Source organism: Pediococcus inopinatus, from assembly GCF_002982135.1.
Taxonomy (GTDB): domain Bacteria; phylum Bacillota; class Bacilli; order Lactobacillales; family Lactobacillaceae; genus Pediococcus; species Pediococcus inopinatus.
This window is the reverse complement of record NZ_CP019981.1, coordinates 1,058,683-1,080,518: the sequence shown is the minus strand read 5'-3', so window position 1 is coordinate 1,080,518 and position 21,836 is coordinate 1,058,683. Positions and strand designations below refer to the sequence as shown.

Here is a 21,836-nt window from a genome sequence, read left to right as displayed (position 1 = left end):
ATGCGTTTAATGATTTCAGGTGGTGGAACCGGTGGCCATATTTATCCAGCTTTGGCCCTTATTGAAGCTTTGAAAAAACGTGAGCCCAATTCCGAAATATTATATGTGGGGACCGAAAAGGGACTAGAAAGTCGGATTGTCCCTGAACAAAACATTGAATTTAAAACAATTCGAATCCAAGGGTTTAAGCGGTCACTGTCCTTAGAAAACCTCAAAACAATTGGTTTGTTTTTGAAGAGTGTTGGTGATGCACACAAAATGATAAAAGATTTTCGTCCAGATGTTGTGGTTGGAACCGGTGGGTACGTCAGTGGAGCAGTGGTCTTTGCTGCGAGTCTTCAACATATTCCAACGGTTATTCACGAGCAAAATAGTGTGGTGGGTGTGACCAACAAATTTCTCAGTCATTTTGTGACAAAAATTGGCATTTCGTTTGAAGATGCTCGTAAAGATTTTCCGGCCAAAAAAGTTGTTTTTACAGGAAATCCAAGAGCCACTCAAGTTGCTCAAATGCAACCTAATAGTGCCCTTTCTGAATATGGCTTAAAAAGCGATGTTCCAACGTTATTAATTTTCGGTGGCAGTCGCGGGGCAGAAAAAATTAATTCTGCAATGGTTGCGGCACTCCCCGAGCTAAAGAAAAGGGATTACCAGGTTTTGTTTGTGACTGGAAATGTGCACTATAAAAAAATCATGGCGCAGCTTGATCCTGAAACACTTGGTAAAAATTGTGTTGTGCGACCATATATTTCAGAAATGCCAAGATTATTGCCAGATTTTGAAGCCATCCTCGGGCGTGCTGGGGCAACTAGTTTGGCGGAAATTACGGCTTTGGGGATTCCTTCAATATTAGTGCCAAGTCCCTATGTAACCAATGATCACCAAACCAAGAATGCAAATAGTTTGGTTAGAAAAGGGGCAGCAAAGCTTTTACCAGAATCAGAGCTGACTGGTAAAACTTTGTTAAAAGCGACTGACGCATTAATGAATGATCAAAGTTTAAGACAACAAATGGGTGATGCTGCAAGAAAAATGGGTCGTCCACATGCTGCCGAAGATCTTTTAAACGTGCTTGAATCTGTGGTTAAAAAATAGAAAACGGGGTGGCGATCGTGTTTGGAAAAAAGAAAACGAAAACTCCTCAAGTTAATCGTGACTTAACACCGTGGGAAAAAGCTCAACAAAAACAAAAAGCAGCTGAAAAGATAACCGAAAAGAAATCTAAAGAAAAGCATTCATCTTCGCCTAAGTTTCTAAATTCACGCAAAAAACGAATTTATTTATTTAGCGGATTATTACTTATTCTGATCGGAGCAGGCTATTTGAGTTCACCACTGAGTCGTGTTCAGACAGTTAAGGTAGCCGGAAATACCCATTTTTCCAAAGAAGAAATTCAAAAAATTGGAAATGTTCATCATAACGATTGGATTTTTCCATATTTGTTAGGCAATCGAGACAAATCAGAGCAAGTCTATAAAAAGAATCCTGAACTGATGAGTTACAAAATTAGCCGCCAAGGAGTAAATAAACTTAAGATTACCGTCAAAGAAAATATGATTGCCGGAGTTGTGCTTCGAAATAAAAAATATTACACAATTTTAGATAACGGGAAGGTTGTTAAAAAATCAAAAACACAACCGTCTGGAGATTATCCGATCTTTAAAAATTTTCATACAACAAAGGTTTTGAATGCTTTGCTAACTCAGTTTAAACAATTACCAGCTGTTGTGCGGAATGGAATTTCTGAAATTGATTATGTGCCAAGCAAAAACAATCCGAACCGCATCCATTTGTATATGAACGATGGGAACGAGGTTTACGCAATTTTATCCACGTTTGCAGCTAAAATGAAATATTATCCACAAATGGCAGCAGATATGAAACAAAAAGGCATTATTGATTTAGAAGTGGGTGCGTATTCCTATCCCTTTAAAAACAAGTCTTCAGAGTTAACTAGTAAGACAGCCTCTAGCAGTTCTGGTTTGGTCACTAGTTCAAGTAGTTCTTCTTCTACGGTTCCAAGTAGTTCGAATTCAACTGCAAATTCTTCGTCGACAAATAGTTCTAGTTCAGTAAGCGTTTCTAGCAGTTCTACAAGTACAGTGCAGGCAACAAATTAATAAAAATGAGAAATAATGGAATTTAATTCGATTTTTTAGCATATTTTCTCATTTTTTTAAAAGAATGCACTATTTAAATGTATTGAAGTTATGGTAAACTTGAGAGTATATACAAGAGTCTAAAATAGGGTATGTTTAGGAGGTTCCTTTATTATGGATAATTCAGGGATTTATGTTGGACTTGATATAGGGACCACCTCAATAAAAGTCATTGTCGCTGAACATGTAAATGGGCAAATGAGTGTTATTGGAGTGGGAAGCGAACGCTCTGATGGAATGAATCGTGGCGTGATTGTCGATATTGACAAGGCGTCAGCAGCTATCAAGAGAGCAATATCAGTTGCAGAAAATAAAGCAAATTTAAAGATTCACGAAGTAGTCGCTGGAATTCCAGCAAATTTATTAAAAATTGAGCCTTGTCGTGGTATGATTGCGATTGCAGAGACGTCTCGGGAAATCACGAATCAAGATGTGGTTAACATGGCTAATGCGGCTTCTGTACACAGTCTGCCTCCAGAACAAGAAGTAATCGATGTTTTGCCTGATGAATTTGTTGTTGATGGTTTTGATGGCATTAAGGATCCTCGGGGAATGGTTGGCGTTCGTCTAGAAATGAACGGAACTGTTTTAACCGGTCCTAAGACCATTATTCACAACACAAAACGGGCAATTCAGCAAGCCGGATTACATTTGACAGATCTCGTCTTGAATCCGTTAGCATTAGGAAAAACCGTTCTAAACGACGGTGAGCAGGATTTCGGAACTGTCTTAATTGATTTGGGCGCGGGCCAAACGACAACGGCAATTATTCATGACCATCATTTGAAGTATACATATGTTGATCAAGAAGGCGGTCAGTTTGTTACAAAAGATATTTCCGTTGTTTTAAATACCTCACTGAGTAATGCTGAAAAGCTTAAACGTGAATATGGTTATGCTTTTGCTGAAGGTGCCAGTGATGATGGCTTTCCAGTGGAAGTGGTGGGGCAATCAGCACCTACCCAGGTCACTGAGAAGTATTTAGCGGAAGTTATTGAAGCAAGACTAGAACAAATCTTAACCAACGCTTATAATCATCTTGACAGCATTGATGCATTAGATATGCCAGGTGGTGTTGTAATTACCGGAGGCGCAGCTGCAATTCCTGGAATTCAGAGTTTAGCAGCCGACATTTTTGGAACAAATGTAAAAATATATGTTCCAGAACCAATGGGATTGAGACACCCGGCTTTCTCACAGGCGTTTGCATTACTTAATTATGAAGCTTCCTTGAGTGAAGTGGATTTCTTGGCTAAAAGTGCAATGGTTTCGGGCACACGGCCAGTACCTGAGCAACAGACGTTTGATGATACAGAGGATGTTGACCAAGCAGAGTCAGAGCCTAATACGCAGTCAGCTCCTAAACGAGTTAAAAAAACCAAACCAAAGAAAGAGACATCTTTTTCTTTTAGCAACATGTTTGCTAGTTTGAAACGTTGGTTTAGCGAATTCTTTGATTAACTTTTAAAATAATGGAGGAAAACGGGATGGAATTTACAATGGATGATGAACAAAATGCTGGCGCAAATATCAAGGTAATTGGTGTCGGTGGCGGAGGTAGTAATGCCGTTAATCGGATGATTGCTGAAGGTGTAAAGGGCGTTGAATTTATCGTCGCAAACACTGATGTCCAAGCTTTGAAACAATCTAAAGCAGATACTAAAATTCAATTAGGACCGAAATTAACTAAAGGACTAGGTGCTGGTTCAACTCCTGAAGTTGGGAGTAAAGCGGCACAAGAAAGTGAACAAACTATTTCTTCTGCACTTGAAGGCGCCGACATGGTGTTTGTAACTGCCGGAATGGGTGGTGGTACCGGTACTGGTGCTGCACCATTAGTTTCTAAGATTGCTAAAGAAACAGGTGCTTTAACTGTTGGAGTTGTAACACGACCATTCAGTTTCGAAGGACCTAAGCGAGCTCGTTTTGCGGCCGAAGGGGTTGCCAAAATGAAGGAGCAAGTGGACACTTTAATCATTATTGCTAATAATCGTTTATTAGAAATGGTCGATAAGAAGACTCCAATGATGGAAGCATTTGGTGAAGCAGATAACGTTCTTCGCCAAGGTGTTCAAGGAATTTCTGATTTAATTACCTCTCCAGGTTATGTCAACCTTGATTTTGCCGATGTTAAAACAGTTATGTCTAATCAAGGCTCAGCTCTAATGGGAATTGGTTCTGCAAACGGTGAAAACCGGACTGAAGAAGCAACTAAGAAAGCTATTTCTTCACCATTATTAGAAGTTTCAATCGATGGTGCAGAACAAGTTCTGTTAAATATTACTGGTGGACCAGATCTTTCCTTATTTGAAGCACAAGCTGCTTCAGAAATTGTTGCCAAAGCTGCTACTGATGACGTTAATATCATCTTCGGTACATCAATTGACGAAAACATGAAAGATGAAGTTCGAGTTACAATTATCGCAACTGGAATTGATAAGAAGAACGAGCGTCCACTTCATCGAGCAACACCAAGAACAAGTTTTGATACACCCGCAAGCACAAACTCTACGGTATCAACACCATCGTTCAGTGAACCAACGACTAACAATGCGGCACCAAAACAAGAAGAGAAAGAAACTAAAAAAGACGATCCGTTTGGAGACTGGCAGTTACGTCAATCTAATTCAAATGGTGTACGTCCAACATCTGTCGAGGATGATAGCGAATTTAAAGATATTGAAAAGAAAGATTTCAACGTTTTTAATGATTCTGATAATGACGATGATAAAGGTATGGACACACCTCCATTTTTCAAACGTCGTCGCAAGTAATTAAATAGTAATTTGGAACTGGGAACAAGACAGCTGTTTTGTCCCAGTTCTTTGATACAGCGTCAATTTAGGAGGCGTTCTGTATGGCATTAAGCGATCGATTTAATAAGTTGTTTGGCATAGACGATCCAGATCATGCGTCAGATGAAGATCCTGATCTCAATGTGGCAACAACGACAGATAATAGGGTGGAAACAATGGACAATATTTCGGGTTCTAAAAGTCAAATTGCGTTATTTGAGCCACGTATTTTTAGTGATGCCAAAGAGGCGGCTAAACAATTAATCTCAGGGCAAGCCGTAATTTTAAATTTTGAACGAATTGATGATAGTCAAACGAAGCGGATTGTTGATTTCCTTTCAGGTACATTATTTGCCATCGATGGCTCAATCGAAGAAGTGGGAACACAAATCTTTTTGTGCACCCCAAATAGTTTCGAAATAAATGGTAGTTTGTATACAAATATTCAAAATGGAGATCTAAGCAAAAACGATCTAAATAAGGAGTAAACATTTGGTCTTTATATTTACAATTTTAAGTAAACTTATTCAGTTATATATGTTATTGATTTTTGTCTTTGTCTTAATGTCATGGTTTCCAGGAGCTTATCAGACCAAGTTAGGACAATGGCTAATAAAGTTATGTATGCCATATCTAAAAATATTCCGATTTATTCCTCCGTTTTTTGGATTGGACTTTTCTCCAATTGTGGCTATTCTGTTACTTGAAATGGCACAATATGGAATTGCTGCGCTTAGTAGTTTTTTCTATTAGGGATAAATTTGAATGCTCCTTAATGAGGATATATTTAGATTAGGTACTTTCTAAGAGGTAAGTTAAAAATGGACAATATTATGCAACATTTTCGTTCTGAAGAAGCTCCATTTGTTGAAGAAGCGACAGGATGGATTCAGGAAGTCCGTGATCAAAATCGTTTTATCTTAACCAATTTTCTTAATCCACGAGAGAAGTTTATCTTAACGACTTTAGTAAATCGTCTAGATGAAATTAAGATTCAGAGTTTTGGGGGATATCCGGGTGCCGAAATGAGTCGTTCACTCATTTTTCCGGACTATTTTGTTCCTGAACAACAAGATTTTAATGTCACGTTATTGGAAATTCAGTATCCTATTAAATTTGCCAGAATTCACCATCGAAATGTACTTGGAACGATCGCAAACATGGGGATCGAAAGAAATACGTTTGGTGATATTATTTCTAATGGTGAAGATTGGCAGTTTTTTGTGAAGTCAGAAATGGTTGATTTTTTCCTCTCTCAGGTTGGAAAAATTGGAAATATTAAGGTTCGTTTAATCGAAAAAGAGTTAAATGAAGCTATTGAACCAGATAATGATTGGGAATCTGGAACCACAACTGTTGCTTCAGTTAGAGTTGATGCAATCGTGGCGGAAGGTTTTCATATTTCACGAAATCATGCCAAGGAACTGATTGAAGAACGAAAAGTGCAGTTGAACTGGAAACTGCATCAACGTCCAGACTTTGAACTGGTTGAAAATGATTTATTATCGGTTCGTGGTTATGGTCGAATTCGTCTTGATAGTATTGAAGGTAAAACTAAGAAAGACAAAATTCGAGTTTTGCTTTCAATCATAAGTAGCAAAAAGAAAAAATAATGGAGGAATCAGTATGACTTTAGATCCAGTTGATATTCAGAATAAACAATTTTCGAATAAAATGCGCGGATATAATCCAATTGAAGTTGATGAATTCATACAACATGTTGCCATTGAATATCGGCAGGCTCTAGATAAAATTTCAAATTTGGAAAAGCAAGTTGAGAATGCAGAAACAAAGCTTGAATATTTTGATGATATGAAAGAAGCACTCAATAAATCTATTTTAGTAGCTCAGGATGCGGCTGATAAAGTCAAGAGCAGCTCAAAACGAGAAGCGGAACTAACTATGGAAGAAGCCCAAAAAGAAGCAGATGGAGCTGTTCAGAAAGCAAAAGTTAGTGCCGAGGCTGTAATTGATGAGCAAGCTGAAAAAGCGAAAAAATTAATTATGGCTACCAATGAATTGAGAAAGAACGCGCGCTTGTATCGCCAAAGAGTGCAGGTTTTGGTTGATTCACAACTTCAGATGATTAATGGTAGTGAGTGGGATAGTATCTTAAAAGAGGACCAAGACGTGCAAGTTAGTGATTTAAAAGAGGCAATGTTGCATACAGGAACGCTTGACAAGATTAAAGCTGCAAGTGTAAACTCAGTTGATGAGGAAGACGCTGGTGACATTACACCTGCTGTAGAGCCAACTACTGAAAGTAATTCTTTGGTTGAGAATCCACAAACGTCTACCGAGTCAAAAGATAAAGACAAAGCTGAAGAATCTGATGAAAAATCGGAAGAAACGGACCGTTCTCAGAGAGAGACAGTCGTTGTTTTCCCTGATGAAGAAATTACGTCTTCTCATCAGAATTCTGGCTTACATGTCAGTGCTAAAAATAAATAATTTTTCTATGAAGAGAACACATTGAAAGTGGGTTCCTGTCAGCGAGCTAGCGAATTGATGAGAGGCTAGCCAGGAACTACTTTACGATATCATCTCTGAGTTATCGAATCGATTTTTGTAGATGCGATCGGTTGAAAAGCCGTTATTTAATTAAGAAAAACTGTTAAGGTTTTTAAAATTGGGTGGTACCACGAAGACTTCGTCCCTTGTGACGAGGTCTTTTTATATTCAAAAAAATAGAGGAGTGACAAACTTATGCGTATAAAAGAAACCCTTAATTTAGGGAAAACAAAGTTTAAAATGCGGGGAAATTTACCTGTTAATGAAGCCAAGCGTGAAGAGGTTTGGGCAGAAAACAAGATTTATGAAACACGGCAAAAATTAAATGAGGGCAAGCCTTCGTTTGTTTTACATGATGGACCTCCATATGCAAATGGAAATATCCACATGGGTCACGCAATGAATAAGATTTCTAAAGATATCATTGTCCGGTATAAATCGATGTCTGGCTACCGTGCTCCTTATGTGCCAGGATGGGATACTCATGGTTTGCCAATCGAACAACAATTGACCAAAGAAGGCTATGATCGCAAGAAGATGTCGACAAGTGAATTCCGCAAACTTTGTCGTGAATATGCCTTAAAGCAAGTTGATATGCAAAGAGAAGACTTCAAACGCTTGGGTGTAGCTGGCGAATGGGATAATCCTTATTTGACTTTGAAACCAGAATTTGAAGCGCAAGAAATCCGTACCTTTGGGAAAATGGCTGAAAAGGGCCTGATTTTTAAAGGTAAGAAGCCGGTATTTTGGTCATGGTCCTCTGAATCTGCGATGGCAGAAGCGGAAGTTGAATATCATGATGTAACTTCGCCATCAGCATTCTTTGCTGAACAAGTGGTTGATGGCAAAGGTGTTTTAGATACTGATACGTATTTGGTTGTTTGGACAACCACGCCGTGGACAATTCCAGCTTCTGAAGGGGTAACAATTGATGCTAGTTTTGATTATTCAGTTGTACAACCAGCAGGTGATGATCGTAAGTTTGTGATTGCATCTGAATTAGTTGATAATGTGGTTGAAAAATTTGGCTGGGAAAACGTCAAAGTTCTTAAAACTGTTAAAGGTAAGGAGCTAGATCGGGTTCTTACCCAACATCCTTTCTACCCAGATCGTAAATTGGTTGTTATGTTAGGCGACTTTGTCACATTAGATGCCGGAACTGGATTAGTTCATACTGCTCCTGGATTTGGGGAAGATGATTTCCGAGTTGGTAAAGAATACGGACTAGATATTCTAGTACCAGTCAATGATCAGGGCTACATGACTGAAGAAGCCGGTAAAGATTTCGAAGGTGTCTTCTATGAAGATGCGAACCAAATCGCATTAGATAAACTGAAAGATGCTAATCTTTTACTAGATTACATGCCATACAAGCATAGCTATCCTTTCGATTGGCGGACTAAGAAGCCAGTGATTTTCCGAGCAACACCACAGTGGTTTGCTTCTGTTGATAAAATTCGAGACCAAATTTTAAGTGCCATTGATGATGTAAAATTCTCACCAGATTGGGGTAAGAAGCGTCTTTACAACATGATTCGTGATCGTGGCGATTGGGTTATCTCACGTCAGCGTGTTTGGGGTGTGCCATTGCCAATTTTCTATGGCGAAGATGGTGAAGCAATCATGACCCAAGAGACGATTAATCATGTTGCCGATTTATTCGAAGAACATGGATCTGATATCTGGTTTGATTGGGATGCTAAGGATCTTCTTCCAGAAGGGTTTACTAGTGAGCATTCACCAAAGGGCACATTCACTAAAGAAACTGATATTATGGATGTTTGGTTCGATTCTGGTTCGTCACATCAAGGTGTGCTGGCAGAACGTGATTACCTTACTTATCCAGCTGATCTGTATTTAGAAGGATCTGATCAGTATCGGGGATGGTTTAACTCTAGTTTGATTACTAGTGTGGCCGTTTCGGGTCATGCACCATACAAGCAAGTTGTTTCCCAAGGATTTACCCTTGATGGTCAAGGCCATAAGATGAGTAAGTCACTTGGCAATACAATTGTGCCAAGTGAAGTGATTAAACGAATGGGTGCTGAGATTGTTCGTTGGTGGGTTGCTTCTGTGGATTCTTCGTCAGATGTACGCGTTTCGATGGATAACTTTGTCAAGACTTCTGATAGTTATAAGAAGTTGCGGAATACGTTACGCTACTTACTTGCCAACACGACAGATTATGAACCAGCAACTGATAAAGTAACCTTTAAAGATTTAGAATCTGCAGACCAATACATGTTGATTAAGTATAATAAATTGGTTCAAGCTTTACTGGATGATTATGAAGCTTATGACTCCTTAAATATTTACAAACGGGTTATGAACTTTGTGATTACTGATCTGTCTGCTTTTTATCTCGATTTTGCTAAGGATGTTGTGTATATTGATCCTGAAAAGAGTCAATCACGGCGATCAATGCAAACAGTTTTCTATGAAATCTTGGTTGGTTTAACAAAACTGTTAACCCCAATCTTGCCACATACCATGGAAGAAATCTGGGAGTACTTGAAAGAACCTGAAGACTTTGCTCAATTATCAGAAATGCCAGTTGTTCAAAAATTCGATAATCAAGATCAGATTTTTGAGGATTGGGAACAATTCAAAACTGTCCGTTCTAATGTGTTAAAAGCGTTAGAAGAAGCACGGGATAGTAAGATGATTGGGAAATCAATGGAAGCACAAGTTAATCTGTATGCTGACGCCGACACAAAGAAGCTTTTGGATGAATTAAATACAAATGTGCGTTTAATTCTGATTGTGTCAAAATTAGAAATTCATGACTTGAAAGATGCTCCTGATGATGCTGAACAATTCAAAGGAATGGCCGTTAAGGTCCTTGTTGCAGAAGGTTCTGTTTGTGCCCGTTGTCGAATGACAAAGACGGATGTTGGAGCCGATGATGCCTATCCTGAACTTTGTGCACGTTGTGCTAAAATTGTTCGTGAGAATTATCCAGAAAGTATTGAAACAGGCCTAGAAGAATAGGTTGTTCAAAAAAAATCCGATTTAAATTTTGTTTGAGTTTGACTCTGACAGAATTTTGATCGGATTTTTTGTTCAGTTTTAGTAAATGTGCACGGTAATCAATTTACTTTTTTCAAAATAATCAGTATGATGTTAGAAGGAGTAGGTCGTAGCCTAGATTTTAAAATTAGGCTAATGGGAGGTTTCGTATGGAACACGGCACAGTTAAAAGTTTTGATAAAGACAAGGGTTTTGGATTCATTAATTTGGACGATGGTACAGAAGTGTTCGTCCACTATTCAGCCATTGAAGGTGAAGGGTTCCGTTATTTGCACGAAGGCGATGAGGTTAGTTTACTAGTTGTTCAAGGTGCTAAGGGATTACAAGCAGTCAAAGTTAGTGTGCTTCCCCTTGATACTGATTCGGAATCGTCAGTAGAATAATTAAGCGAAAGAGAAGTTATTTATGGAATTAGAAGAGAAAGTTGTAAAAAATGAGCCCCGATATAACGGAGAAATTATTGATGTTTATCAACAGACGGTGAAATTACCAAATGGCGATTTAGCTAATCGAGATGTTGTTTTGCATCAAGATGCAATTGCAGTTCTAGCAATTACAGATGAAAATAAAGCCCTTTTTGAAAAACAATGGCGGGCACCAATAAAAAAAGTTACAATCGAAATTCCGGCTGGAAAAGTTGAATCTGGTGAAACTACCGAGGTCACAGCTGTTCGAGAATTAAATGAAGAAACTCGTTATCAAGCTGGTGAGCTTAAACGAATTTCAGGTTTTTATTCAACTCCTGGTTTTGCAGATGAATACATGACGCTTTATATGGCTACGAATTTAGAACCTGTAAAAACTGAATTGCCACAAGATAAAGATGAAAACTTGCAATTACTTGAGCTTTCGTTAAAAGAAGCATTGGCAGGCGTTGCGGATGGTTCTATTGAAGATGCAAAAACCGTTTTGGCCATTTACTATTGGCAAAGTTTGAATAAGTAGGTGAAGTCTGTGAAGGATGACGAACAACAAGAAAATCTCACACGTGAAGATTATCAGCGCCAAAAGCAAGCAGAGGAAGAAAAGTTTAGCCAACGGGATCGAAAACGGGTCCAAGTAGAAAAAGAGTATGCCCGGACACATGATGAAAATATCGATGAAGAAACGGTTGTAGAACCAAATGTGCGAAATACCGCGGAACGTAAAAGTCGTAATCTCGGAAGAAAACTGAATTGGATTATTTTCGCGCTGGTTGTGGCAATTGTAATTGTTTATTTAATACTATTTTTTGTGAAATGAGGATGAATAATGAAGTATGGTGTAATTTGTGCAATGGAAGAAGAAATTAAGAGTTTGCACAGCGCGTTAGACATTGAAAAAGAAACAGAAATTAATGGCATTATTTTTTATGAGGGCACGATTAACAATAATGAAGTTGTCTTGGTGCGTTCCGGAATTGGTAAAGTGGAGGCCGGCATTACAGCCGCTTTATTAGTAACGAATTTTAAAGTTGATGCCTTAATTCATTCTGGCTCAGCTGGTGGGATTGGTAGTGGTTTATCAGTAGGCGATGTGGTTATTTCAACCCAAACCCTTTACCATGACGTGGATGCAAGAGCCTTTGGTTATGAATTAGGCCAATTACCAGGTCAACCTGCACGCTTTGATGCAGACCAAAATTTGATTAGTGAATTGTCACTAGCGGGCGAAAAAACAGGCCTAAATATCAAAACAGGTCTGATTGTAACTGGGGATCAGTTTATTAGTAGTTCTGAAAAAATTCAAGAAATTTTAAAGAACTTTCCTGATGCACTTTGTTGTGAAATGGAAGGTAGTGCGATTGGACAAGTCGCCCATCAATTTAAGGTACCTTTTGTAGTTATCCGCGCAATGTCTGATGTTGGTGACGAAAATGCGGGAGTCTCATTTGACGACTTTATTATTGAAGCTGGCAAACAGTCCGCAAAAATGTTATTGGCATTGTTTAATAAGTAAAAAAGTCGATCATTGATTTTTAGTTGAGACATAAAGGAGAGTGGAATTAGCATGAAACAAGTTTATTTTGATAATGCCGCAACTACGCCGATGGCTCCTGAAGTGGTCGAGAAAATGACTGAAGAAATGAGTCACGATTTCGGTAATGCTTCAAGTACCCATGCGTTTGGACGCAAAGCACGAATGACTTTAGACCAAAGTCGGCAAATTATTGCAGACAGTATCAATGCTAATGAAGACGAAATTATTTTTACTAGCGGTGGGACTGAAAGTGATAATACTGCGATTATGGAAACGGCGATTGCACGCAAGAATTTAGGCAAACATATTATCACGACCGCGATTGAACATCCTGCAGTTTTAAAGACCCTGGCTGCTTTAGAAAAAACGGGTTATGAGGTAACCTATTTGCCAGTTGATAAAAATGGTCTAATTAGCTTAGATGATTTTAAGGCGGCTTTGCGGGATGACACCATTTTAGTGACAATTATGATGGGAAATAATGAAGTTGGCAGTCATATGCCAATCCACGAGATTGGTGAGATTCTAAAGGACCACCAGGCTTGGTTTCATACAGATGCGGTTCAGACTTATGGCTTGTTGGATATTGATGTTAAACGCGACCATATTGATTTATTATCAACATCTGCCCATAAACTGAATGGACCAAAGTTTCTCGGTTTCTTGTACAAACGTGACGGTGTGAACTTTCCAAGCTTTTTAAAAGGCGGCGAACAAGAAGACAAACGACGTGCGGGAACTGAAAATGTGCCTGGAATCGCTGGATTTGCAAAAGCTGTTTCTTTATTAACTCCTGATGTTAAAGCAGCGATGCAACAAAAATACATGGGTTTTAAACAACAAATTATTAAGGGACTAACCGATGCTAACGTTGATTTTGAAATTAATGGGTCGCTTGATCCTAATAATTTGCAGCATGTTTTTAATATTTGGATTAAAGGTGTTTCAACATATGTGATGCAGACTAATCTCGACTTAAATGGGATCGCAGTATCAGGCGGGTCTGCTTGTACAGCTGGGAGCTTAGAGCCTTCGCATGTGCTGATTGCAATGTTTGGCGAGGATTCTCCACGAATCGGTGAATCAATCCGGATAAGTTTCGGGAAATATAATACGAGCGATGACGTAGATTATTTGATAAGTAATCTGGTTCAAATTATTCAGCGTTTGAAATCAAAGGAGGCTGTAAAATAATGGCATTTACGACAGAAGTAAAAGTTGATGGCGATAGTGATACGTATCAAATGAGTCCTGAGGTAAAGAAATATACTTTACGGGATGTCGGTTTTACTGTATCAAATGGGGGAAACTTTATTTATGAGCGATCCTTAGATCCAACTTCACCATATAAACAAGGTAATAAATTAAAAGTGACGTTTGCTAAAGATTTAAGTGGTTTTAAAATGTCAGTCACAACTGCTAATGGGTTAAAACGGGTTAATATTTTCAACAAAGAAAACGACAAACCCTTAGTAGAACAATATCATTACATTTTGGATGATATGGTTGAACGGCAGATTTTTGTTAAAGCTTAATTTGGCGCATAAATAAGATAGTAACTCATAAACTGGGTTACTATTTTTTGCTTTTTATAATAAAAAATCGATTAGCTGGCTAAATACTTGCTCAATTTGCTTACTTTGATATAATAAGCGTTACTGGATGTTGCGACCTTCAATCGTAGATTCTCCAGAATCTGATAGAAATGATGGTGATTTTTGATGACAGACAATAGCAAGACCCGTGTCGTTGTCGGCATGAGTGGTGGTGTTGATTCATCAGTAGTAGCTTATTTGCTCAAGCAACAGGGCTACGATGTCGTTGGTGTGTTCATGAAGAATTGGGATGACACTGACGAAAATGGTTTTTGTACGGCAACTGAGGATTATAAGGATGTAGCGAAAGTGGCTGCAAAAATTGGGATTCCTTATTACTCAGTTAATTTTGAAAAAGAGTACTGGGATCGTGTGTTCACGTACTTTTTGGATGAGTACAAGAAGGGTCGGACTCCAAACCCAGACGTAATTTGCAATAATGAAATTAAATTCAAAGCCTTTTTAGACTATTCAATTAGTTTGGGTGCAGATTATGTAGCAACTGGACATTATGCAAAACTTGAGCGTGATGCTCAGGGTAACCAGCATTTATTGCGTTCAGAGGATATGAATAAGGACCAAACATATTTCTTAAATCAATTAACTCATGAGCAATTAGACCATGTTATGTTCCCATTGGGTGGTATGGTAAAAGCTAAGGTTCGTAAGATTGCTGAGAAGGCTGGATTGGCCGTAGCAAATAAGAAGGATTCTGTTGGAATCTGTTTTATTGGCGAGAAGAATTTCAAGGAGTTTCTTGGCAATTACTTACCTGCAAAAGCGGGTAAGATGATGACTGTTGATGGTGAAGTTAAGGGCGATCATGCTGGCTTAATGTATTACACCATTGGTCAGCGTCGTGGCCTTGGCATTGGTGGCGGCAGTCAGAACAATGATCCTTGGTTTGTAATTGGCAAGGATTTAAAGAAGAATATCTTGTATGTTGGTCAGGGTTACCATAATGAGCATTTATATGCTGATCGTTTGGTTGCATCTGATTTACATTTCGTAAACGATATTGCTGATCGTGGCGATTCATTCCGTTGTACAGCTAAGTTCCGTTACCGCGCAATGGATGTGGACGTTACCGTTCATTTCAATGAAGACCGCACACAGATGACCGTTGATTTTGACGATCCTGCGCGTGCAATCACACCTGGTCAGGCCGTTGTTTTGTATGACGGCGAGGAGTGCTTGGGCGGCGGAATTATTGATGCTGCTTACAGCAAGGACCGTGAGTTACAGTATATCTAAACATTAAATTTGCATAGGCGTTGGTTATCCGAATTCGTTTGGACGACTGGCGCTTTTTAATTCTAAAAAAAATAGTTTAATGGCTGATTTTAGGACAGCTGCATGAGACAAGCCAAAAATATAAGCACACTTCCGACGGGATGCGATCCCGCCTCCAATGTCCTTATATATTTAGGCTTATGCGTCTCATTCCGCTCACTTTTTAGGACAGCTGCATGAGACAACCCCAAAGATATAAGCACACTTCCAACGGGATGCGATCCCGCCTCCAATGTGCTTATATCTTTTGACTTAGGCGTCTCACTTCGCTCACTTTTCTTTTACTATTTTTTGAATTTTTCTCCTGACACTGGCATAATAGTTTTAGCTATAGAGATGAGAAGGAAGATAAACGTGACCAAATTATATTTTATTCGCCATGGAAAAACACAGTGGAACCTAGAAGGCCGTTATCAAGGCGCAAGAGGCGATTCACCACTACTCAAAGACAGTTATTTAGAAATTGACGCATTAGCGCATCACTTAAGTCCAATTACGTTTCAGCACATGTATGTGAGTCCTGTGCGCCGAGCTCGTGTGACTGGAAATACGTTGCAACATGATATGGATGAACTTCAAGGTTATCCAATTCCGTTGACCATCGCAAGTCGCCTCCGGGAGTTCAACTTAGGAAAAATGGAAGGCATGAAGTTTACGGACGTTCAAAAAAGGTATCCGCAAGAATTTGATGATTTTCGCAATCATCCTGATCATTATGATCCCAGCACAATTCAAGGGGAGTCGTTTCCACAATTGATTCAGCGGATGACCCCTACCATTAAACGCATTACAGATATTTATCGAAATCCAACTGATAATATCTTAATTGTGAGTCATGGAGCTGCTTTGAATGCGTTAGTTAACACGCTTTTGGGGACTGATCTCCACGATTTAAGAAAACGGGGCGGATTGTCAAACACAAGCACAACGATTCTAGAAACTAACGATGTGGGACGGACTTTTTCATTAATAAAATGGAATGATACTAGTTATATTAAACGTCAACCAGATGCCACAGATATGATTTGAGGGAAAACATGACTGAAAAGGAAGATTCACAAAGAAAACAAGCAAAACAAAACGCTCAAGAAGCCGCTTCAGCGCTGGTAAAAGCTATTGATAGTGACCCTAATGATTTTCATCGGTATTATAACCTAGGTGCTTTTCTAACGACTTCTAACAATTTTGAACAAGCTGAGGAATTATATATGAAGGCCCTTGGTCTCTTTCAAAAAAATGATAAAGCCAAGAACTTGCTACATTATGGACTGGGCAACGCATATTATGAAGCGGGCGAGTTTCAAAAAGCATTCGCCCAATTCAAGGTGGTAGAAGATACTGAACTTAAAAGTTCTGCTTATTTGATGATTGCCCAAACCTATATGGCACAAGATGATTATAAAAATGCGCTCGTGTTTGCGCTCACCGCTCAAGATAAGCACAAGCAAGATCCCACGATTAATGGGTTAATTGGAGAGATATTCTTGGCGATGGGTGATTTCAAGCATGCCGCGACTTATTATGATGAGGCCCTGAAAGCTGATCCTAAAAACGGTAAATATCAGTTTGAGCGGGGCATTATTGCACTTGTTTTAGATGAAGATGAAACGGAATACTTTAAACAAGCCCAAAAATTAGATCCCGCTTATTTTGAAAAGGGTCAACAACGATTAGTAGATATTGAAAAATTTATTCAAACTCGTAACGAGTCAAAGGATGATAAGTAATGCAAAACGAGTCGCTTAACTTATTTGATGAAGATGCTAAAGCTACAGGGAAACCCACAGAACAATTTGTGGTCGGAAAAGTCTCTGCAATTTTTTTTGAAAGCCCAGATAGTTTTTATAAAGTTGTCTTAGTAAAAATTAGTGAAACCAATATTGACTGGCATGAAGATGAAATTGTGGTAACTGGCAGTTTTGGTGATATTAAAGAAGAACAAGCCTATCGATTTGTTGGCAAATCAGTGACCCATCCCAAATACGGGATGCAGTTTCAAGCAACCAATTATGAAAATGCAACGCCAACGACTAAAGAGGGGCTGGTGACCTATTTATCTGGTTCTGATTTTAAAGGCGTCGGCAAAAAAACAGCCGAGCGGGTTGTTGCCCTTCTCGGCACGGATGCCATCAATAAAATTATCCGCGATCCGAAGGTATTGGACCCGCTAAAACTAAAAGATGCGCTGAAAACTGAATTAGTGACTAAACTCAATGAAAATAATGGTATGGAACAAATCATTATTGGGCTTAATGGCTATGGGTTCGGAAGTCAGTTAGCTGCTAGTATTTATAACAAATATCGAGAACAGACACTAGATATTATCCACAAGAATCCGTATCAACTTATTGAAGATATTGATGGGATTGGATTTAAAAAGGCAGATCAAATTGCTGAAGCTACCGGCATTGAGTTTGACGCGCCCGCAAGAATTGGCGGGGCCATTTTAACTTCTTTAAGTGACTTGAGCAATTCAAATGGGGATACATATACGGATGCCCAATCCTTGTTGAAAGCTACTTTGTCCTTATTAGAGAATAGCCGCAATGCAGCGGTTGATCCTCAAAAAGTTGCTGATGAATTGTTAGTGTTGGCGAAGGACAGTAAAATTGTTGGTGATGAGAATCGGATTTATTTACGGGCGCTATATGAGGCGGAATGGCGAATCTCTGAGCATCTTAAGAGATTACAAGATGCAAAAGAAACCCATCATTTTGAAGACGACGAAATTGATGGTGCCATTGATTTAGCAGAGAAACAATTTAAGATCACGTATGATGACTCACAACGGCAGGCCTTAAGAGAGGCTATGCAAGCCAAGATGTTTTTGCTGACGGGTGGCCCGGGGACAGGGAAAACGACCATTATTAATGGAATTGTTAAAACGTATGCGGCGTTGAATGAGTTATCGTTAGATGTCAATGACTATCATGATACGCCGTTTCCAATTTTATTAGCAGCGCCCACTGGTCGGGCAGCCAAACGGATGAGTGAAGTGACTGGACTACCTGCTGGAACCATTCATCGATTATTGGGATTAACGGGTCGCGAGAACGATCCAGATAAAGAAACGAAAGATTTAGAGGGCGGTTTGTTGATAGTGGACGAAATGTCCATGGTGGATACGTATTTATTTAAAACCCTTGTCCGGGCCATTCCAAATAATATGAAAGTTATTCTGGTGGGTGATAAGGATCAATTACCATCTGTTGGTGCCGGTCAAATATTCAACGACTTGCTCCAAAGCCAAGTAATTCCTAAAATTGAATTATCGAAAATTTATCGCCAGGATGATCAGTCTTCGATAATTCCCTTAGCACATGCGATTAAAGAGGGACGTTTACCAGATGACTTTAGTCAAAATCAAAAGGATCGTTCTTTTATAGCGTGTCCAACTAATCAGGTTGATAGCGTGATTACGCAAGTTGTAAAAAAAGCTGAAGAAAAAGGCTTTACTTCCCAAGATATTCAGGTTTTGGCACCAATGTATCGCGGAATTGCGGGGATTGACCGTTTAAATAGTTCTTTACAACAAATCTTAAATCCTAAGAAAAATGAGCGAACGAAAGAAGTAGAGTTTCGCGGGCAACTTTTTCGAATTGGGGATAAAGTCTTACAACTAGTTAATGTTCCAGAGAATAATGTTTTTAATGGGGACATGGGGATTGTTAAGGGGATAATTTTAGCAAAAGATAAAGGGAACACTGACAAACAGGACAAATTGGTTATCGACTTTGATGAAACTGAAGTCACTTATGGGCGAAAAGATTGGATTCAGATTACTTTAGCTTACTGTACATCGATTCATAAATCGCAAGGTAGTGAGTTTAAAATGGTGATTTTACCAATGGTTCAGCAATATTCCCGTATGCTGCAGCGGAATTTGTTATATACAGCCGTTTCGCGGGCTGAGTCTCTTTTAATTCTTTTAGGTGATCTACAGGCTTTTGAAAGATGTGTTCAAAATCTGGCCGCCAATCGAAAAACGACCTTAAAAAAACGATTAATAACAGTTTTTGAAGGCGAACAAACTGAAAAAAATCCGGCTCCGGCGATTGACAAAGATAATGAAAAGTCTGTTATGACGCCTGAAAAACAGACGACAGAAACAGAAGGTGTCTTAACGCTAGCTAAGGTACAAAGCCAAGCAATAGACCCGATGATTGGCATGAACGGCATTACACCTCAAAGTTTTATGCCAGCTTAGGGTATTGCGCTTTTAAACGAGGACTGCAATAATAGTAATGAGATTAATTTGAGAGTTTTTAATGGAGGATGTCATGACAGCAGAAACTGCTAAACAACGAATGAAAATTTTTGCGCTAAATTCGAACTACCCATTAGCTGAAAAGATTGCTCAAGAGGTGGGAGTTCCCTTAGGTAAGGCAACCGTCAAACATTTTAGTGATGGTGGAATTCAAGTAAATATTGACGAAAGTATTCGTGGCGCACAAGTTTACGTTATCCAGTCCATTTCGGATCCGGTAAATGATATGTTACTCGAATTGATGATTATGGTAGATGCGCTTAGGCGAGCTAGTGCCAGCCAAATTACAGTCGTTATTCCTTACTATGGGTATTCACGGCAGGATCGTAAGGCCCGTTCAAGAGAGCCAATTACGGCTAAGTTGATTGCAGATTTATTGGAAATGGATAAAATTACACGCGTGGTCACAATTGATCTTCATGCTGCCCAAATCCAAGGCTTCTTCGATGTTCCAGTTGATCATTTAGTAGCTGCACCATTACTGGCAAGCTACTTTACAGATCATAATATTACAGAAAACTTGGTCGTTGTTTCCCCTGATCATGCAGGGGTTTCTCGAGCACGGACAATGGCAGACTTGTTGGGAACGCCAATCGCCATTATTGATAATCGTAATGTGGAGTCGAGCGAATCACTCGATGAAATTCCAACCGAAATAATTGGTGAGGTTGCAGGCAAGACCTGTGTCGTCGTAGATGATATGATTGATACAGGAACGCGAATTACAATTTCGGCAACGGCATTAAAAAATGCGGGCGCGACAAAAGTGTATGGATGTGCAACCCATGCTATTTTCTCCAAACAAGCACCAGAAATTTTGCAAAACTCTCAATTAGAAAAAGTCGTTGTGACTGATACAATTCGAATTGGTGAAGAAAAACAATTTGATAAATTAGTTGAAATGTCAGTTGGTCCCTTGGTGGGGAATGCCATTAAGATGATCTTTAATAATGAACCTTTGGAGCCACTGTTTAGAAGTTCCATTAAGGATTAGTGAACTAGCATTACCAAAAACGAATTTAAAACATCTTTTCTATAATCAGCGTTTTTAAAGCGAACTGGTGAAAGAAAGGATGTTATTTTTTTAGCTTAAACAAATTAAGCGACGGTTTAATTCTGTTGGATTTCATGCTATGTTAATAACAAACGCTGGTTGGAGGGATGTATTTTGGAACATATTATTCATTTTTTGAAACGCGAAGATGTCGAATTATATGGCACTTTATTAGGAATTATCATCGTCTTATTTTTATTAAAACCATTTCTTTCTTTAATTTTATTTGTCATAATTTTTTCGTTTCTCGGACACGTGGGAACAAAAAAGATCAGAAAATTATTGCCCCTGAATCAGGCCGTAGCGACGGTTTTATTGTACATAGTTGTGATTGGCTTGTTTGTCACCATTGTCGTGGTAGCGGCACCGTTACTGGCAGATCAATTCAGCGGATTGCCGAAGTTGATAGAAACGACCATTAATAAGCATCCCGTATTTGATAAACAAGCGTATACTTGGGCGCAAAAAGCGATTCACAATTCTTCGATATTGAAACATGGCTCTAACCTTGCCATTACCGGATTGGTCAAATTAGGTCACATCGGGCAAGGAATAGAACACGTGCTGATCGCGATTTTTCTTAGCTTTATTTTTAATTTGACTTATAATCATCTGCGTATTTTTGGACACGCATTTTTGAATAGCCGTTATAAACATTTCTTTAATAATATCTATAAATTGGCCGCAATGTTCATTCATATTTTTGGAACAGTCATTGAAACACAATTAGTGATTTGCTCTATCAATACCGTTTTAATGACAATTGGTCTTTGGATTATTGGTATGCCAAGTCTGCTAGTTTTAGGATTAGTTGTCTTTATTCTGGGGTTAATCCCGGTGGCAGGAGTCTTGATTTCGTTGATTCCGTTATCAGTAATTGGCTTTTCAGTAAATGGGTTTGTGACGGTCTTAGAAGTTTTAATTCTGGTGGTTTTGATCCATGGTTTTGAATCGTATTTTCTTCATCCACGGCTGATGGCAAACGCGACGGCTTTACCAATTTTTGTCACCTTTGTAACTCTGATTGTGAGTGGTGAATTATTTGGCACATGGGGATTAATTGTGGGGATCCCGATTGTCGCCTTTTTCATTGAAGTTTTGGGTGTGAATATTCGAAAACGACGTGCTAAGAACTTAAAACAAAGTATTGACTCAGAAATTGATGAATAATTT

The 21,836-nt window shown here is 38.9% G+C and carries 21 protein-coding genes and 1 other annotated feature; all 21 genes read left to right on the top strand.

Annotated elements, in window-relative coordinates; all coding sequences use genetic code 11:
- Complete coding sequence (gene murG / locus PI20285_RS05430) at window positions 1–1,095, top strand: undecaprenyldiphospho-muramoylpentapeptide beta-N-acetylglucosaminyltransferase (RefSeq protein WP_057773052.1); 1,095 nt, start codon at window positions 1–3, stop codon at window positions 1,093–1,095.
- A 17-nt stretch (window positions 1,096–1,112) separates the two neighbouring features.
- Entirely contained in the window at window positions 1,113–2,120 is a 1,008-nt protein-coding gene (locus PI20285_RS05425; RefSeq protein ID WP_057773054.1) for a cell division protein FtsQ/DivIB, read from the top strand.
- 153 nt (window positions 2,121–2,273) lie between these two features.
- On the top strand, window positions 2,274–3,620 hold the full coding sequence (gene ftsA, locus PI20285_RS05420) for a cell division protein FtsA (RefSeq protein ID WP_057773056.1): 1,347 nt from the start codon (window positions 2,274–2,276) through the stop codon (window positions 3,618–3,620).
- A 26-nt stretch (window positions 3,621–3,646) separates the two neighbouring features.
- Window positions 3,647–4,933, top strand: coding sequence for a cell division protein FtsZ (gene ftsZ / locus PI20285_RS05415; protein ID WP_057773058.1), 1,287 nt, complete (start codon window positions 3,647–3,649; stop codon window positions 4,931–4,933).
- A gap of 83 nt (window positions 4,934–5,016) precedes the next feature.
- Window positions 5,017–5,442 (top strand): cell division protein SepF, encoded by a 426-nt coding sequence (locus PI20285_RS05410; RefSeq protein ID WP_057773060.1) that lies wholly within the window; start codon window positions 5,017–5,019, stop codon window positions 5,440–5,442.
- Window positions 5,443–5,455: 13 nt separating this feature from the next.
- On the top strand, window positions 5,456–5,707 hold the full coding sequence (locus PI20285_RS05405) for a YggT family protein (protein WP_269084003.1): 252 nt from the start codon (window positions 5,456–5,458) through the stop codon (window positions 5,705–5,707).
- A 68-nt stretch (window positions 5,708–5,775) separates the two neighbouring features.
- The gene (locus PI20285_RS05400) at window positions 5,776–6,567 is read left to right on the top strand and encodes a YlmH family RNA-binding protein (RefSeq protein ID WP_057773062.1); all 792 of its coding nucleotides are present in this window, start codon (window positions 5,776–5,778) and stop codon (window positions 6,565–6,567) included.
- 13 nt (window positions 6,568–6,580) lie between these two features.
- Window positions 6,581–7,405 (top strand): DivIVA domain-containing protein, encoded by an 825-nt coding sequence (locus PI20285_RS05395; protein WP_082623252.1) that lies wholly within the window; start codon window positions 6,581–6,583, stop codon window positions 7,403–7,405.
- Window positions 7,404–7,615: a binding site (T-box leader), on the top strand. (Overlaps the previous gene by 2 nt.)
- A gap of 45 nt (window positions 7,616–7,660) precedes the next feature.
- Window positions 7,661–10,456 carry an isoleucine--tRNA ligase gene (gene ileS, locus PI20285_RS05390; protein ID WP_057773064.1) on the top strand — a complete coding sequence of 932 codons (2,796 nt, stop codon included), beginning with the start codon at window positions 7,661–7,663 and terminating at the stop codon, window positions 10,454–10,456.
- A 188-nt stretch (window positions 10,457–10,644) separates the two neighbouring features.
- Entirely contained in the window at window positions 10,645–10,878 is a 234-nt protein-coding gene (locus tag PI20285_RS05385; RefSeq protein WP_057773066.1) for a cold-shock protein, read from the top strand.
- A gap of 22 nt (window positions 10,879–10,900) precedes the next feature.
- Window positions 10,901–11,440, top strand: coding sequence for an NUDIX hydrolase (locus tag PI20285_RS05380; RefSeq protein ID WP_057773067.1), 540 nt, complete (start codon window positions 10,901–10,903; stop codon window positions 11,438–11,440).
- Between the two features lie 9 nt (window positions 11,441–11,449).
- A complete protein-coding gene (locus PI20285_RS05375) occupies window positions 11,450–11,737 on the top strand; it encodes a hypothetical protein (RefSeq protein WP_057773069.1) in 288 nt (95 codons plus the stop codon).
- Window positions 11,738–11,746: 9 nt separating this feature from the next.
- Entirely contained in the window at window positions 11,747–12,433 is a 687-nt protein-coding gene (locus PI20285_RS05370) for a 5'-methylthioadenosine/adenosylhomocysteine nucleosidase (RefSeq protein WP_057773071.1), read from the top strand.
- A 51-nt stretch (window positions 12,434–12,484) separates the two neighbouring features.
- On the top strand, window positions 12,485–13,648 hold the full coding sequence (locus PI20285_RS05365; RefSeq protein WP_057773073.1) for a cysteine desulfurase family protein: 1,164 nt from the start codon (window positions 12,485–12,487) through the stop codon (window positions 13,646–13,648).
- Window positions 13,648–13,989: a DUF1831 domain-containing protein gene (locus tag PI20285_RS05360; protein ID WP_057773074.1), complete on the top strand. Its 342-nt coding sequence runs from the start codon at window positions 13,648–13,650 to the stop codon at window positions 13,987–13,989. Before PI20285_RS05365 ends, PI20285_RS05360 begins: the two co-directional genes overlap by 1 nt.
- Before the next feature lie 186 nt (window positions 13,990–14,175).
- The gene (gene mnmA / locus PI20285_RS05355) at window positions 14,176–15,303 is read left to right on the top strand and encodes a tRNA 2-thiouridine(34) synthase MnmA (RefSeq protein WP_057773076.1); all 1,128 of its coding nucleotides are present in this window, start codon (window positions 14,176–14,178) and stop codon (window positions 15,301–15,303) included.
- Window positions 15,304–15,696: 393 nt separating this feature from the next.
- Window positions 15,697–16,371, top strand: a complete 675-nt coding sequence (locus PI20285_RS05350) for a histidine phosphatase family protein (RefSeq protein WP_057773078.1) — start codon at window positions 15,697–15,699, stop codon at window positions 16,369–16,371.
- 8 nt (window positions 16,372–16,379) lie between these two features.
- Complete coding sequence (locus PI20285_RS05345; protein ID WP_057773082.1) at window positions 16,380–17,069, top strand: tetratricopeptide repeat protein; 690 nt, start codon at window positions 16,380–16,382, stop codon at window positions 17,067–17,069.
- Window positions 17,069–19,549 (top strand): SF1B family DNA helicase RecD2, encoded by a 2,481-nt coding sequence (gene recD2, locus PI20285_RS05340; protein WP_057773084.1) that lies wholly within the window; start codon window positions 17,069–17,071, stop codon window positions 19,547–19,549. Before PI20285_RS05345 ends, recD2 begins: the two co-directional genes overlap by 1 nt.
- 73 nt (window positions 19,550–19,622) lie before the next feature.
- Complete coding sequence (locus PI20285_RS05335; RefSeq protein WP_057773086.1) at window positions 19,623–20,603, top strand: ribose-phosphate diphosphokinase; 981 nt, start codon at window positions 19,623–19,625, stop codon at window positions 20,601–20,603.
- Window positions 20,604–20,777: 174 nt separating this feature from the next.
- Window positions 20,778–21,833: an AI-2E family transporter gene (locus tag PI20285_RS05330; RefSeq protein WP_057773087.1), complete on the top strand. Its 1,056-nt coding sequence runs from the start codon at window positions 20,778–20,780 to the stop codon at window positions 21,831–21,833.
- The last annotated feature ends 3 nt before the right edge of the window (window positions 21,834–21,836 follow it).

Excerpts from the sequence above, each read along its gene's own strand:
- murG (WP_057773052.1), top strand. The coding sequence starts at position 1 with ATGCGTTTAATGATTTCAGGTGGTGGAACCGGTGGCCATATTTATCCA.
- ftsA (WP_057773056.1), top strand. The coding sequence starts at position 2,274 with ATGGATAATTCAGGGATTTATGTTGGACTTGATATAGGGACCACCTCA.
- ftsZ (WP_057773058.1), top strand. The coding sequence starts at position 3,647 with ATGGAATTTACAATGGATGATGAACAAAATGCTGGCGCAAATATCAAG.
- PI20285_RS05410 (WP_057773060.1), top strand. The coding sequence starts at position 5,017 with ATGGCATTAAGCGATCGATTTAATAAGTTGTTTGGCATAGACGATCCA.
- PI20285_RS05400 (WP_057773062.1), top strand. The coding sequence starts at position 5,776 with ATGGACAATATTATGCAACATTTTCGTTCTGAAGAAGCTCCATTTGTT.
- PI20285_RS05395 (WP_082623252.1), top strand. The coding sequence starts at position 6,581 with ATGACTTTAGATCCAGTTGATATTCAGAATAAACAATTTTCGAATAAA.
- ileS (WP_057773064.1), top strand. The coding sequence starts at position 7,661 with ATGCGTATAAAAGAAACCCTTAATTTAGGGAAAACAAAGTTTAAAATG.
- PI20285_RS05385 (WP_057773066.1), top strand. The coding sequence starts at position 10,645 with ATGGAACACGGCACAGTTAAAAGTTTTGATAAAGACAAGGGTTTTGGA.
- PI20285_RS05380 (WP_057773067.1), top strand. The coding sequence starts at position 10,901 with ATGGAATTAGAAGAGAAAGTTGTAAAAAATGAGCCCCGATATAACGGA.
- PI20285_RS05370 (WP_057773071.1), top strand. The coding sequence starts at position 11,747 with ATGAAGTATGGTGTAATTTGTGCAATGGAAGAAGAAATTAAGAGTTTG.
- PI20285_RS05365 (WP_057773073.1), top strand. The coding sequence starts at position 12,485 with ATGAAACAAGTTTATTTTGATAATGCCGCAACTACGCCGATGGCTCCT.
- PI20285_RS05360 (WP_057773074.1), top strand. The coding sequence starts at position 13,648 with ATGGCATTTACGACAGAAGTAAAAGTTGATGGCGATAGTGATACGTAT.
- mnmA (WP_057773076.1), top strand. The coding sequence starts at position 14,176 with ATGACAGACAATAGCAAGACCCGTGTCGTTGTCGGCATGAGTGGTGGT.
- PI20285_RS05345 (WP_057773082.1), top strand. The coding sequence starts at position 16,380 with ATGACTGAAAAGGAAGATTCACAAAGAAAACAAGCAAAACAAAACGCT.
- recD2 (WP_057773084.1), top strand. The coding sequence starts at position 17,069 with ATGCAAAACGAGTCGCTTAACTTATTTGATGAAGATGCTAAAGCTACA.
- PI20285_RS05335 (WP_057773086.1), top strand. The coding sequence starts at position 19,623 with ATGACAGCAGAAACTGCTAAACAACGAATGAAAATTTTTGCGCTAAAT.